Below are 13366 nucleotides of genomic sequence, written 5' to 3' on the forward strand. Positions count from 1 at the left end.
CCGGTGCGCTCACCGGCTACGACGCCGTTCGCCGGCGCGGCGGCCGCGGTGCTGCCGGCCCGGCGCAGCCGGCGGGGGAGCACCCGGTGGCCGGCGAAGCCGAGCAGCGCGGGGGCGAGGGTGATGGCGACCAGCACGGCGATGCTCACCGTGCCGGCGGCGGCCAGGCCCATGACGGTGAGGAACGGGATGTCCACCACGGCGAGACCGGCCAGCGCGATGACCACGGTGGCCCCGGCGAAGACCACGGCGGAGCCGGCGGTGCCGACGGCGCGGCCGACCGCCTCCTCCGGGGAGAGCCCCTCGATCAGGTGCTGCCTGTGGCGGGAGGTGATGAACAGCGAGTAGTCGATGCCGACCGCGAGGCCGAGCATCAGGGCCAGGATCGGCGCGGTGCTGGTCAGCTCGATGGTGCCGGAGAGCGCGTAGAGGCCGGCCATGCCGACGCCGACGCCGATCAGCGCGTTGAGCATGGTCATCCCGGCCGCGACCAGCGACCCGAACGTGATGACCAGGACGATCGCCGCCACCAGGACGCCCAGCGCCTCGGTGGAGCCGACCTCCGGCTCGCCGCCGAGCACTTCGCCGCCCGGGGCGATCTGCCACCCCTGCGCCTCGGCCTGCGTGCCCACCTGCTCGTACGCGTCGCGCTGGTCGTCGGTGACGTCGTCGGCGCGGCCGGCGAACTGCACCTGGATCAGCGCGTACCGGCCGTTGGGGGAGATCGCCTGGGACTGGTACGGGTCCACCGCGCCGACCACCCCGGGCAGGGTGGCCGCCTCCTGGGTCACCTGCTTGACCAGGGCCTGCCCCTCGGGCGTGGCGAGCTGGCCGTCCGCCGGCGCCTTGACGGCGATGGTGCCGGTGGCCCCGCTGGCCGCCGGGAACCGCTCGGCGAGCAGATCGATCGCGCGCTGGGACTCGGTGCCGGGCATGGTGAAGTTGCTCGCCGTCGGGCCGCGCAGCGTCGCCGCGGCGATGCCGAGGCCGACGAGCACGACGAGCCAGACGACGGCGACGAGCCGCCGGTGGCGTAGTGAGGCCCGGCCGAGCCGGTACAACAGGGTCGCCATCAGATCCTTGTCCTCGGTCGTGGGTGGAGTCTGTCGTGGGTCAAACCGTGGTGGTGGAGTCGTCGTGGGGGGAGCCGTCGGGCCGACCGGGCGGCGTCGGGTCGGCCGGCGTCGGGTCGGCCGGCGGCACCAGCGCCCGCCGGACGAGGCCGAGCAGCGCGTCGCGCAGCTCGTCGTCGTCGAGGTCGTCGAACTCGCCGCAGGTCTCGGCGATCCCGGCGAGCACCACCAGGGCCGCGACCCGGGCGGCCGGGCGCGGCGAGTGGCCGGCGAAGGCCGCGACCAGCCGTTCGGAGATCTGCTGCACGTGCGCGAAGGCCGGCTGCTGGAGCAGCACGGGGAACTCGCCGCGCAGCAGCGCGATCTGCCGGCGGAAGCGCACCGCGAGGTCGACGAAGCCCTCGGCGGCGACCCGCTGGGCCCGGTCGCCGGCGAGCCCGGCGATCCGCTGGTCGAGCTCGACCACCGCCGCCAGCTCCGGGGCCATCAGCTCGCTGAGCAGGGCCTCCTTGTTGGCGAAGTGGTAGAGCACCGTGGCCTTCGAGACGCCCACCTCGCGGGCGATGTCCTGCAACGAGGTGCCCTTGTACCCGGTGACGGCGAACCGCCGCCCCGCCGCCGCGAGGATCTCCGCGTGTGTCTCCGGTACCGCCCGTGCCATGCCGGCCACCTCCCGCCCACCAGCATGCCTGACCGATCGGTCAGACCCTGACCGATCGGTCAGAGGAATCGGGTGGCGTTGGCCACAGCGCCGCCCGCCGGTGGCGGAACCGGCACCGGCCGGGGTTGGACGGCACCGGTCGGTGCCGGGTCGGACGGCACCGGCCGGGGTCGGACCGAACCGGCCGGCGGCGACGCCGGACACGGCCCGCTCGAAGAACCGGGCCCACACCCCGGGGTGCCATGATGCGGGGATGACCGAGAACCCATCGACCCTCGTCGAGCGCGCGGACGCGCTGCGCGCCCTGCACAAGTCCGGCGACCCGCTGGTGCTGCCCAACGCCTGGGACGCCGGCTCGGCCCGGGCGGTCGTCGCGGCCGGCTTCGCGGCCGTCGCCACCAGCAGCGCCGCCGTGGCCGAGTCCCTCGGGTACGCCGACGGCGAGGACACCCCGGTCGAGGAGATGTTCGCCGCCGTCGCCCGGATGGTGCGCGCCGTGCCCGTCCCGGTCACCGCCGACCTGGAGCGGGGGTACGGCCTGCGCCCCGCCGAACTGGTCGAACGGATGCTCGCCGCCGGGGTCGTCGGGTGCAACCTGGAGGACTCCGACCCGCGCACCGGCGCGCTGTACGACGCCGAGGAGCAGGCCGACCTGCTGGCCGCCGTGCGGGCGGCGGCCGACGCGGCCCGGGTGCCGCTGGTGCTCAACGCGCGCATCGACCTCTACCTGCGCGGGGCCGGCGACCCGGCGGGCCGCACCGCCGAGGCGGTCCGCCGGGGGCAGCTCTACCGGGCCGCCGGGGCGGACTGCGCCTATCCGATCTTCCTCGCCGAGCCGGAGGGGATCGCGGAACTCGTGTCCGCCGTGCCCGCCCCGGTGAACGTCGGCTTCAAACCGGGCGGGCCGAGCCTGGCCGAGCTGGCCGCGCTGGGCGTGTCCCGGGTGAGCTTCGGCCCCGGCCCGTACCGGGTCAGTCAGGCGCGGATCGCCGGGCTGCTCGACGCCGTCCGCTCCGGCGCCAACCCCTACGCGTAAGGAAGGGCCCCTGGTTAACGCTTTCGGTATAGGAAGGGCCCCTTCCTAACCAGCCCGGCCCGGCCCGGCCGGCAGCCGGCACAGCCCAGCTCGGGGCGGCACAGCCGGTCGGCCCGGTGGGCCTGTTCCGGTTGCCGGCCGGCGGGCGGGGGGCCAGGGTAGGACGATGAGCAGCGCGGAGCAGACCCGCGACGGGGTGTCGCTGACCAACCTCGACCAGCCCCTCGCCCCCGGGGTCGGGGCGAGCAAGCGGGACCTGGTCGACTATCTCGACGCCGTCCACGGGCGGCTGGTGCCGTGGCTGCGGGACCGGCCGCTGTCGGTGGTGCGGGCGCTGCGCGGGCAGGCGCCGTTCATGCAGAAGAACCTGCCGAAGTACACCCCCGACTGGGTACGCCGGACGTCGGTCTGGGCCGAGGCGTCCCACCGCGACGTGTCGTACGCCCTCTGCGACGACCGGCGGACGCTGCTCTGGTTCGCCAACCAGCGCGCGGTGGAATACCACCCGACCCTCTCGACGGCCGACCGCCCGGGGCACCCGACCCACCTGGTGCTGGACCTGGACCCGCCGGAGGGGGCCGACTTCGGCGTTGCCGTGGCCGCCGCCCGGCTGGTGCGGCAGGCGCTCGCCGACGCCGGGCTCGCCGGTGCGGTCAAGACCAGCGGGGCGAAGGGGCTGCACGTCCTCGTCCCGGTCGACGGGGCGACGAGCGCCGAGGAGGCCGCCGCCGCCACCCGGGCCCTCGCCGTCCGGGCCGAGCGGCTCGACCCGGCGCTGGCCACCACCGCCTTCATCCGCGAGGACCGGGGCGGCCGGGTGTTCGTCGACTCGACCCGGGCGGGCGGGGCGAGCCTGGTGGCCGTGTTCAGCCCCCGGCTGCGCCCGGGGCTGCCCGTGTCGTACCCCGTGGGGTGGGACGACCTCGGCGCGGTCGCCCCCACCGACTTCACCGTGCGGACGGTGCCCGCGCTGGTCGCCGACCGCGACCCGTGGGCGGGGCTGCTGCCGCCGCCGCAGCGCCTCCCCGCCGACCTGGTCGAGCAGGGGCGCGGCATCCCGGTCGCCCGCGTGCAGGCGATGCACGAGGGCCGCCGCCGGGCGCGGGCCCGCCGCGCCGCGCAGTCGCCGTAGCGGCGGGGCGGCCGGCGACCGGCACGCCGGCCACCGCCGCGTACGCCGATCCCCGCTGCCACGTCGCCGATCCCCGCCGGCCCGCCGCCGGAGCCCCGGCGTGCCCGACGGCCGTCAGCGGGCCTCGCCGTACGCGGCGAAGCGGTCGACGAGGCCGTTCGGTGCGTCGTCGCGGAAGCAGATCTCCAGGTTCGCGGCGGATTCCCGGGCGGCCTCCTCGGCGCGGGGGAACAGCGCCCGTTCGTACTCCGCCAGCGCGCTTTCGACGTCGTCGGGGTGGGCGGCGAGGGCCCGGCCGAGTTCGGCGCCGTCGAGCATGGCGAGGTTGGCGCCCTCCCCGGCGAAGGGCGACATGAGGTGGGCGGCGTCGCCGAGCAGGGTGACGCCGGGCACGCGGTCCCAGCGGTGGCCGACCGGCAGGGCGTGGATGGCGCGCGGCACCAGGGGGCCGTCGGCGTCGGTGATCAGCGCCCGCAGCTCGGGCGCCCAGCCGGCGAACCGGTCGAGCAGGAAGGACCGGACCGGTTCGTCGCCCGGCCGCCGGTGCCCCGGGTCGTCGCCCGGCCGCCGGTGTCCCGGGGCCGCGCCGGTGCCGAGGCCGGCGAGTCCGCCCTCGGGCACCCGGAGGGCGACGTAGACGTGCAGGCTGCCGTCGGTCTCCCGGTGGGCCAGGAAGCCCCGCCCGGGGCCGAGGGCGAACAGCATTCCGGGCCCGACGAGCGCGGCGTGCGCGGGGTGTCGGCGGTCGGCGTCGCGCAGGGTGGCCTCGACGAACGACAACCCGGCGTAGGCGGGCGTGGCGGCGGAGACCAGCGGCCGGATCCGGGACCAGGCGCCGTCGGCGCCCACGAGCAGGTCGGTGGTGGCGGTGCCGCCGTCGGCGAGGGTCAGCTCGTGCCGCCCGTCGCCGAGGGGGCGGGCGGCGGTGACCCCGCCGCCCCAGCGGACGGTGCCCACGGGCAGCGAGTCCAGCAGCAGCCGGCGCAGGTGGCCCCGGTTGACCTCGGGGCGGTCGCCGTCGGCCTCGTCGGCCTCGTTCAGGTGCACGACGCCGTGCCGGTCGAGCACCCGCACGGCCTGCCCGCCGGGGTGGACGAGGCGCAGGAACTGCTCGTGCAGGCCGGCGGCCCGCAGGGCGACCTGGCCGTTCTGCCGGTGGATGTCGAGCATGCCGCCCTGGGTGCGGGCATCCGGTGCGGCGTCGCGCTCGTAGACGGTGGCGGGGATGCCGTGGACGTGCAGGACGCGGGCGAGCGTGAGGCCGCCCAGGCCGCCGCCGACGATGCCGATCGATGGTGTGCGCACGGGGTCTCCTTCAGGTGGGGATGTTGCTGGTCGCGGTCGGCGAACGCGTTCCTGACGAACGCGTTCGGAATGGTCACGGAAGGCCGCCGCGCGGCCGGGCGGCGGTCAGTCGCCGGCCCGGCCGGCGGCGAGGCCGTCGAGCAGTGTGGTGAACGCCCACCGCATCCGCTGCTCGCCCGTGCCGGAGAACAGCTCGCCGCGGGCGCGGTGGAGGTGGGGGTGGTCGTCCGGATCGGCATTGGCCACGGCCGACACCTGGTGGCGCACCTCGCTGTCGGCGTCGGCCGACTCGCCCCGGGTGCCCTGTTCGGCGGCGGTGGCCGTGGCGTGCTGCAACAGCAGGTCGATGCCCCAGGCGGCCTGCCGCACGGGGATGCCGCCCGCGTGCAGCAGGCCCAGCACCGCATCGGCCAGCCGGACGTAGTGCGGCCCGGAGGGGCGCAGCACCAGCGCCGACCGGGCCAGGCCCGGATAGCCCATCAGGATCCGGATGTACGCGTCGAGCAGGTCGATCAGGTCCTCCCGCCAGCGCCGGGGCTCGTCGCCGGACGGCAGCGGAAGATCCGCGATCAGCGCGTCGAGCAGGGCGGCGTGCATCTCGGCCAGGTTGTCGACGTAGACGTACAGGGAGGCGGGGCCGGTGTCGAGCTCCGCCGCCAGCCGGCGCATCGTGACCCGCTCCAGCCCCTCCTCGCGCATGACGCGCAGGGCGACGCTCACCACGCCGTCCCGGCTCAGCGGCGGCTTGGCGGGGCGGTCGCGGCGACTCACGGGAACGCGCCGAGGACTCATGAACGCGATCGTAACGAACGCGTTCGTCCACCGCAAGGCGCGGCCGGCTTCGTGCGTCGACCACGACCCCACGAACGGGGAGAGCGCCGACGGTAGGGCGCAGCCGGACACACGATAAAGGCCGCTGACCGGGTTTTCCCTGGTCGGCGGCCTTTCGTGCTGATCTGCTCAGGTGCCCCCGGCAGGATTCGAACCTGCGCCCCCGCCTCCGGAGGGCGGTGCTCTATCCCCTGAGCTACGGGGGCTCAGCGACGGGAGAAGACTAGCAAACGTCCTCACCGAACGCCGAATCGGTATCGGGCCCGGCGGGTCAGGCCGCGATCGCCCGTCCGCAGCTCGGTAGCGGGTGCAGGGCGATCCGCCGGGGCAGCCGGCGCGGCCACTCGTTCTTCGGCCAGGAGCCGTCGACGATGAGGTGCACCGGGTTCTCCTCGGCCCCGCTGAGCCGCAGCACGAAGTCGCGGGGCAGCGGCGGGTCGACCGACGGGGTGGTGATCATGAAGCGGACCCGGCCCCGGGACGACACGGCGGAGATCACGTCGGCCGCCGGCATCGTGCCGCGCAGCCGCACCCGGCCGAGCCAGTAGACCTCGGCGAGGTGCTCCTGGGCGGCCCGGGTGATCGCCGGGTACTCCAGGCGTACCCAGCGCTCGACCGCGCCGACGCAGAGCCCGCAGGCGCGCTCGCGCGGCTCGCGCGGACCCAACCCCCAGGCCCGCAGGTACGCCCCGACGGCGCCCGCGTCGGCCCGGGGGTCGAAGCGGCGCTGGACGAGCGTGGTGAGGCTCTGCCGCGTCCACAGCTCCTCGTCCAGGCCGAACTCGTCGGGGTGGACGCCGCGCAGGACGTCGATCAGCTCCAGTTCCTGTTCGCGGCTGAGGGCTCCCGGCTCGCCCTGCCGCTGTCCGCGACGGACGGCTGCCACCGTCCCGTCACCGCCGATGGTGTGGCGTCGGCACCAGCTGGTGACCGACCGCCGTGCGTCTCTGAGTGCAACCCCCACGTCCTGCGCAACGAGCCCGAATCGCAACTGGTCACGATATGTAGGTAGAAAACTCTCTCAAGCTGGCCAAAGGGTCAGACGCCATCTAAACGGACACGGGGTGCTGATGGGCGCGGGAGCGGCCCGGAAAAGGCCCGCGCCCCGCCGGGGTCGGCGGGGCGCGGGCCTTCGATGCCGGAATCCGGCGGGTCAGCCCTTCGAGAGCCGGTCGCGCGCGGCCGTGAGGTTGGTCAGATCGGTCTGCTGCGTGTTCTTCATCGTCTGGGCCACCCGCACGACCTCGGAGTCGTCGCTGGCCTTGAGGATGCCGTCGATCATGTGCACGCCGCCCAGGTGGTGCTGGATCATCATCTCCAGGAAGAGGACGTCCTTCTCCCGGCCCCGGGGGGTGTCCCGCAGCTTCGCCATCTGCTCCGGGGTGGCCATCCCCGGCATCAGGCCGTTCTTCATCGACGCCGCGCCGTCGGGCATCCACGCCATCCGGGGCTGCGACCCGGTCGGGTCGAGACCCCAGGAGCGCAGCCACGTCTGCATGGTGCCGATCTCGCCCTGCTGGCCGGTGGCGATGTCGCCACCGATGCTGACCACCTCGGCGTCGGTGCCCTGCTGGAACGCGATCAGCCCCATCTCCACCGCCTGGGCGTGGTGGGTGGTCATGTCCCGGGCGAAGCCCGCCTCGGCCGAGGCGTCACCCGGGCGGGTGAGCTTCGGGGTGAGCAGGCCGCCCGCGTACCCGAGGAGGAGGCCGACCACGACGGCGGCGACCACCGCGAGGGTGCCGAAGCGTCGGCGCGCGCCCGTCGCGCCGCCGTCGTCGCCGGTCGCCGGGCCCTCGGCCGTGTCGGGTTCCGTCGTCGTGGGTGCGGTCATCGGTGTCCTCGTCCTCGGTGGTCTCGGTCCCGGGTCACTGGGTGGGCATCGCGGCGCCGTCACGCGGCGTGGTGCCGGTGGCGGTGATGCCCGGCTGGCCGCAGTTGGCGGTGGGACCCTCGATCGAGGCGTTCACCCGCAGCGTCTTGATGAACTCGTCGATCCGGCTGTCGTCGGCGTTGTCGACCTTGAGCTGGTAGCCCCACGCCTGGAGGGAGATCGGCTTGTCCAGCCCCTCGTACGGGCTGAGCATCAGCTTCTCCTGGCCCTGGACCCGCTCCTTGAGCTTGGTCACCTGGTCGGCCGGCAGGTCGGGGCGGTAGGTGATCCACACCGCGCCGTGCTCCAGGCTGTGCACCGCGTGCTCGTTGGCGATCGGGGCGTCGTAGACGTCGCCCATGCAGTTCTGCCAGGTCGCGTTGTGCGGGCCGGCCACCGGCGGGGCCTGGGCGTACTTGATCGAGCCCTGCTGGTGGTTGCTGCCCTTGACCAGATCCGGGTCCGTCTTGCGGAAGTTGACAATGCCGCTGATGTCGGCGGCCCGGTCCTCCCACGGCTTCGAGCCCTGGAACGTCGCCCAGGCGCCGAAGCCGATGATGGCGACGGCGAGCACGCCGACCGCGGTGAACAGCGCGATCGGGCCCCACGAGCGGCCCTGGCTGACCTTCACCGGTGCGATCGGCTTGCGGGGGCCCTTGCCCTTGCCGCCCGCCGAGGGGCGTGGGGCGTCGCCCGTCGACTTGCCGGCCCCGGCCTTGGCGCCGGGCGCCGGCCGGCCCGCCGCCGGCTTCTTGCCGGTGGTGACCACGGTCGGACGGCGCTCCGGGCCGCCCGGGGTGCTGATGCTCATCGTGCCTCGTCAGGTCGGTCGGTCAGAGTGGGTGGCGGACGGTGTTCACGCGCAGGGTGGCCGCCGAGTGACCGAGTCTACCCCCGATAACATGGTTCGGTGACTCCCGCAGAACTGGCCGAGGTCGTCCTCTCCGCAGCCCACGCAGTCTTCGCCGACCGGGGCCTGGACAGCTCCGCGCTTCCGGGGCGCACCGCCGTCGAGCGACCGCGCAACCCCGAGCACGGCGACTACGCCTCGACGCTCGCGCTCCAGCTGAGCAAGAAGGTGGGCGTGCCGCCGCGGGAGCTGGCCACGGCGCTGGCCGAGCAGCTCGGCCGGGCCCCCGGGGTCAAGTCGGTGGAGATCGCGGGGCCGGGCTTCCTCAACATCCGGCTCGACGCCGCCGCCGCCGGGCAGCTCGCCCGGTCGATCGTCGAGGCCGGCCCGGCGTACGGCGCCGGCACGGCCCTCGCCGGCCAGAAGATCAACCTGGAGTTCGTCTCGGCGAACCCGACCGGCCCGGTGCACATCGGCGGGGTCCGCTGGGCCGCCGTCGGCGACGCGCTGAGCCGGCTGCTGCGCGCGACCGGCGCCGACGTGGGCACGGAATACTACTTCAACGACGCCGGCTCCCAGATCGACCGGTTCGCCCGGTCCCTGCTCGCCGCCGCCAAGGGCGAGCCCGCCCCGGAGGACGGCTACGGCGGCGCGTACATCGCGGAGATCGCCACCGAGGTCCGCAGCCGGCGGCCCGACGTGCTGGAGCTGGGCGACGCCGCCGCGCAGGAGGTGTTCCGGGTCGAGGGCGTCGAGCTGATGTTCGAGGAGATCAGGTCCTCGCTGCGCGACTTCGGGGTGGAGTTCGACACCTACTTCAACGAGAAGGACCTGCACGACCGAGGCGAGCTGGACCACGCCCTGGCCCGGCTGCGCGAGCAGGGCCACCTCTACGAGGCCGACGGGGCCACCTGGCTGCGCACCACCGACTTCGGCGACGACAAGGACCGGGTGCTGCGCAAGTCCAACGGCGAGTGGACGTACTTCGCCGCGGACTGCGCGTACTACCTCGACAAGCGTGAGCGCGGCTTCGACCGCGTGGTGATCATGCTGGGTGCCGACCACCACGGATACATCGGCCGGATGAAGGCGATGTCCGCCTGCTTCGGCGACGACCCCGCCGTCAACCTGGAGATCCTGATCGGCCAGCTGGTCAACCTGGTCCGCGACGGGCAGCCGGTGCGGATGAGCAAGCGGGCCGGCACCGTGGTCACCCTGGAGGACCTGGTCGACGCGATCGGCGTGGACGCCTCCCGGTACGCGCTGGCCCGCTACTCCAGCGACTCGCCGATCGACATCGACGTGGAGCTGTGGACCCGGGCCACCCGCGACAACCCGGTCTACTACGTGCAGTACGTGGCGGCGCGCACCGCCAGCGTGGGCCGCAACGCGGCCGAGGTGGGGCTGACCCGGGGCGACGCCGAGGCGTTCCGCCCCGAGCTGCTCTCCCACGACAAGGAGAACGACCTGCTCAAGGCGCTCGCCGAGTTCCCGGCCGTGGTCGCCACCGCCGCCGAGCTGCGGGAGCCGCACCGGGTGGCCCGCTACCTGGAGGAGCTGGCCGGGGCGTACCACCGGTTCTACGACAACTGCCGGATCCTGCCGCGCGGCGACGAGGAGGTCACCGACCTGCACCGGGCCCGGCTCTGGCTCAACGACGCCACCCGCACGGTGATCGCCAACGGGCTGCGGCTGCTCGGCGTGTCCGCCCCGGAGAGGATGTGACATGCGAGCGCGAGGAGTGAGCTTGCGAGCCCCGCAGTCGCGAAGCGGAGACCGGTGCATGCGAGCGCGAGGAGTGAGCTTGCGAGCCCCGCAGCCGCGAAGCGGAGACCGGTGCATGCGAGCGCGAGGAGTGAGCTTGCGAACCCCGCAGCCGCGAAGCGGAGAACACTGATGCGGGCTCACGAGGCCGGCGCGCTGCACGGCGACATCGGCAGCCGGGGACCGGCGTGGCTGCGTACCCCGATCGACGTCAACGCCCTGGTGCCGCAGCTCTGGCCGCGCACGGTGACCCGGGCCGCCGACGGCGCGCTCGCCGTCGGCGGGCTCGGCGTGCGCGAGATCGCGGCCGAGTTCGGCACCCCGGTGTACGTGCTCGACGAGGACGACCTGCGCTCGCGCTGCCGCGACTTCCGGGCGGCCTTCCCCGACGCCGACGTCTACTACGCGGGCAAGGCGTTCCTGTGCCGGGCGGTGGTGCGGATGATCGCCGAGGAGGGCCTCTTCCTCGACGTCTGCACCGGCGGGGAGCTGGCCACCGCGCTGTCGGCCGGGATGCCGGCGGAGCGGATCGGCTTCCACGGCAACAACAAGTCGGTGGCGGAGCTGACCCGGGCCCTGGACGCGGGGGTGGGGCGGATCGTCCTCGACTCGTTCACCGAGATCGACCGGCTCACCGCGCTGGCCCGCGAGCGCGGGGTCCGCCCCGCCGTGCTGATCCGGGTCACCGTCGGCGTGGAGGCGCACACCCACGAGTTCATCGCCACCGCGCACGAGGACCAGAAGTTCGGCTTCTCGCTGGCCGGCGGGGCGGCGGCCGCCGCCGCTTTCCAGGTCATCGACGACGGCGTGCTCGACCTGCGCGGGCTGCACTCGCACATCGGCTCGCAGATCTTCGACGCCAGCGGGTTCGAGGTCTCCGCCCGCCGGGTGCTCGCCCTGCAGGCGCAGATCCGCGACGCCCGGGGCGTCGAGCTGCCCGAGCTGGACCTGGGCGGCGGCTTCGGCATCGCGTACACGACCCAGGACGACCCGGCGACCCCGCAGGAGCTGGCCAAGCGGCTGCGCAAGATCGTCGACGGGGAGTGCGCCGCCGAGCGGCTGGCCGTGCCGCGCCTGTCCATCGAGCCCGGCCGGGCCATCGTCGGCCCGGCGGTGTTCACGCTCTACGAGGTCGGCACGGTCAAGGACGTCGACGGCATCCGCACCTACGTGAGCGTGGACGGGGGGATGAGCGACAACATCCGCACCGCCCTCTACGACGCGTCGTACTCGGCGACGCTGGCCTCCCGGGCCTCGACGGCCGAGCCGCTGCTCGCCCGCGTGGTGGGAAAGCACTGTGAGTCCGGGGACATCGTGGTGAAGGATGAATTCCTGCCCGCTGACGTGCAGGCCGGAGATCTTGTCGCGGTGCCCGGGACGGGTGCCTACTGCCGGAGCATGGCCAGCAACTACAACCACGTGCCCCGCCCCGCGGTGGTGGCGGTGCGCGCCGGCCGGGCGCGACTGATCGTCCGGCGGGAGACGGAAGAGGACCTGCTCGCATTGGACGTCGGATGACCTCACCTGTGCGCTTGGCGCTGCTCGGCTGCGGAACGGTCGGCAGCGAGGTGGTACGGCTGCTGCACGAGCAGTCGGCCGACCTCGCGGCCCGCATCGGTGCGCCCCTGGAGATCGCCGGCATCGCCGTGCGCCGGCTCGGCCGGGACCGGGGCGACCTGCCGGTCGACGAGGCGCTGTTCACCACCGACCCGCTCGGCCTGATCAAGCGGGACGACGTCGACGTGGTGATCGAGGTCGTCGGCGGCATCGAGCCGGCCCGGGGCTGGCTCGTCGAGGCGCTGCGGGCGGGCAAGAGCGTGGTCACCGCCAACAAGGCGCTGCTCGCCGAGGACGGCCCGGCCCTGCACGACGCGGCGGCCGAGGGCGGCGCCGACCTCTACTACGAGGCGTCGGTCGCCGGGGCCATCCCGCTGCTGCGCCCGCTGCGCGACTCGCTGCACGGCGACCGGGTCAACCGGGTCACCGGCATCGTCAACGGCACCACCAACTTCATCCTCTCGGCGATGGACGCCACCGGGGCCGGCTTCGCCGAGGCCCTGGAGGAGGCCACCGAGCTGGGCTACGCCGAGGCCGACCCGACGGCCGACGTGGAGGGCTTCGACGCGGCGGCCAAGGCGGCGATCCTCGCCTCGCTGGCGTTCCACACCCGGGTCACCGCCGCCGACGTGCACCGCGAGGGGATCACCGAGGTCACCGCCGCCGACGTCGCCAGCGCCAAGGCGATGGGCTGCACGATCAAGCTGCTCTGCATCGCCGCCCGGGGCCGCGACGCCGCCGGCCGGGAGACGGTCAGCGTGCGGGTGCACCCGGCGATGATCCCCCTGACCCACCCGCTGGCCAGCGTCGGCGACGCGTTCAACGCGGTCTTCGTCGAGGCCGAGGCGGCCGGGCAGCTCATGTTCTACGGCCGGGGCGCGGGCGGTGCGCCGACCGCCAGCGCCGTGCTCGGCGACGTGGTGGCGGTGGCCCGCAACCGGCTCGCCGGGGTGCGCGCGCCCAGCGAGTCGGCGTACGCGGACCTCGCGGTGCGGCCGATGGGGGAGGCGCTGACGCGCTACCACATCAGCCTCGACGTGGCCGACCGTCCGGGCGTGCTCGCGGCGGTGGCCGGGGTGTTCGCCCGGCACGACGTGTCCATCGCCACGGTCCGGCAGGGCTCGGCGGACGGTCCGGCCGGCTCCGGCGACGCCGAGCTGGTCATCGTCACCCACGTCGCGCCGGACGCCGCGCTCGCCGCCACCGTGGAGGAGCTGCGCGGGCTGGACATCGTGCGGTCGGTGGCGAGCGTCCTGCGGGTCGAGGGCGGGGCCTGACGCGGCT

Annotated in this window: 10 protein-coding genes, 1 tRNA gene and 2 pseudogenes; 5 read left to right on the forward strand and 8 right to left on the reverse strand. The window is 74.4% G+C overall.

Annotated features, from left to right (window positions below; all coding sequences use genetic code 11):
- Positions 1–2: 2 nt before the first annotated feature.
- Positions 3–1073 (reverse strand): annotated as a pseudogene (locus tag HDA31_RS33320) (MMPL family transporter); the annotation flags it as partial.
- Between the two features lie 124 nt (positions 1074–1197).
- A pseudogene (locus HDA31_RS03865) lies at positions 1198–1734 on the reverse strand (TetR/AcrR family transcriptional regulator); the annotation flags it as partial.
- 253 nt (positions 1735–1987) lie between these two features.
- Here HDA31_RS03865 and HDA31_RS03870 point away from each other — a divergent pair.
- Both HDA31_RS03870 and HDA31_RS03875 read left to right on the forward strand, forming a co-directional pair.
- Complete coding sequence (locus tag HDA31_RS03870; protein WP_178066265.1) at positions 1988–2770, forward strand: isocitrate lyase/PEP mutase family protein; 783 nt, start codon at positions 1988–1990, stop codon at positions 2768–2770.
- A gap of 166 nt (positions 2771–2936) precedes the next feature.
- Positions 2937–3902: a DNA polymerase domain-containing protein gene (locus tag HDA31_RS03875; protein WP_178066264.1), complete on the forward strand. Its 966-nt coding sequence runs from the start codon at positions 2937–2939 to the stop codon at positions 3900–3902.
- Positions 3903–4016: 114 nt separating this feature from the next.
- Here HDA31_RS03875 and HDA31_RS03880 read toward each other — a convergent pair whose 3' ends face one another.
- The 6 genes from HDA31_RS03880 to HDA31_RS03905 all read right to left on the reverse strand — a co-directional run bounded on the left by HDA31_RS03880 (position 4017) and on the right by HDA31_RS03905 (position 8722).
- Positions 4017–5207: an FAD-dependent oxidoreductase gene (locus HDA31_RS03880; protein WP_178066263.1), complete on the reverse strand. Its 1191-nt coding sequence runs from the start codon at positions 5205–5207 to the stop codon at positions 4017–4019.
- Between the two features lie 105 nt (positions 5208–5312).
- The gene (locus HDA31_RS03885) at positions 5313–5999 is read right to left on the reverse strand and encodes a TetR/AcrR family transcriptional regulator (protein ID WP_178066262.1); all 687 of its coding nucleotides are present in this window, start codon (positions 5997–5999) and stop codon (positions 5313–5315) included.
- 173 nt (positions 6000–6172) lie between these two features.
- Positions 6173–6244 (reverse strand) — tRNA-Arg (locus HDA31_RS03890).
- Between the two features lie 65 nt (positions 6245–6309).
- Complete coding sequence (locus tag HDA31_RS03895; RefSeq protein ID WP_074472750.1) at positions 6310–7002, reverse strand: winged helix-turn-helix domain-containing protein; 693 nt, start codon at positions 7000–7002, stop codon at positions 6310–6312.
- Between the two features lie 189 nt (positions 7003–7191).
- On the reverse strand, positions 7192–7872 hold the full coding sequence (locus tag HDA31_RS03900) for a DUF305 domain-containing protein (protein ID WP_178066261.1): 681 nt from the start codon (positions 7870–7872) through the stop codon (positions 7192–7194).
- A 34-nt stretch (positions 7873–7906) separates the two neighbouring features.
- Entirely contained in the window at positions 7907–8722 is an 816-nt protein-coding gene (locus HDA31_RS03905) for a thioredoxin-like domain-containing protein (protein ID WP_178066260.1), read from the reverse strand.
- Positions 8723–8821: 99 nt separating this feature from the next.
- On the opposite strand from HDA31_RS03905, the gene argS reads away from it, so the two are divergent.
- The 3 genes from argS (at position 8822) to HDA31_RS03920 (ending at position 13359) form a co-directional block, all read left to right on the forward strand.
- Positions 8822–10486: an arginine--tRNA ligase gene (gene argS / locus HDA31_RS03910; protein ID WP_178066259.1), complete on the forward strand. Its 1665-nt coding sequence runs from the start codon at positions 8822–8824 to the stop codon at positions 10484–10486.
- A gap of 171 nt (positions 10487–10657) precedes the next feature.
- Positions 10658–12043: a diaminopimelate decarboxylase gene (lysA, locus tag HDA31_RS03915; protein WP_178066258.1), complete on the forward strand. Its 1386-nt coding sequence runs from the start codon at positions 10658–10660 to the stop codon at positions 12041–12043.
- A gap of 8 nt (positions 12044–12051) precedes the next feature.
- Entirely contained in the window at positions 12052–13359 is a 1308-nt protein-coding gene (locus HDA31_RS03920) for a homoserine dehydrogenase (RefSeq protein WP_043966014.1), read from the forward strand.
- Positions 13360–13366: the final 7 nt, after the last annotated feature.

The sequence above is a fragment of the Micromonospora carbonacea genome (genome assembly GCF_014205165.1).
Taxonomy (GTDB): domain Bacteria; phylum Actinomycetota; class Actinomycetes; order Mycobacteriales; family Micromonosporaceae; genus Micromonospora; species Micromonospora carbonacea.

Coding starts and splice junctions, on each gene's coding strand:
- lysA (WP_178066258.1), top strand. CDS start 10,658: ATGCGGGCTCACGAGGCCGGCGCGCTGCACGGCGACATCGGCAGCCGG.
- HDA31_RS03900 (WP_178066261.1), bottom strand. CDS start 7,872: ATGACCGCACCCACGACGACGGAACCCGACACGGCCGAGGGCCCGGCG.
- HDA31_RS03875 (WP_178066264.1), top strand. CDS start 2,937: ATGAGCAGCGCGGAGCAGACCCGCGACGGGGTGTCGCTGACCAACCTC.
- HDA31_RS03905 (WP_178066260.1), bottom strand. CDS start 8,722: ATGAGCATCAGCACCCCGGGCGGCCCGGAGCGCCGTCCGACCGTGGTC.
- HDA31_RS03885 (WP_178066262.1), bottom strand. CDS start 5,999: ATGAGTCCTCGGCGCGTTCCCGTGAGTCGCCGCGACCGCCCCGCCAAG.
- HDA31_RS03870 (WP_178066265.1), top strand. CDS start 1,988: ATGACCGAGAACCCATCGACCCTCGTCGAGCGCGCGGACGCGCTGCGC.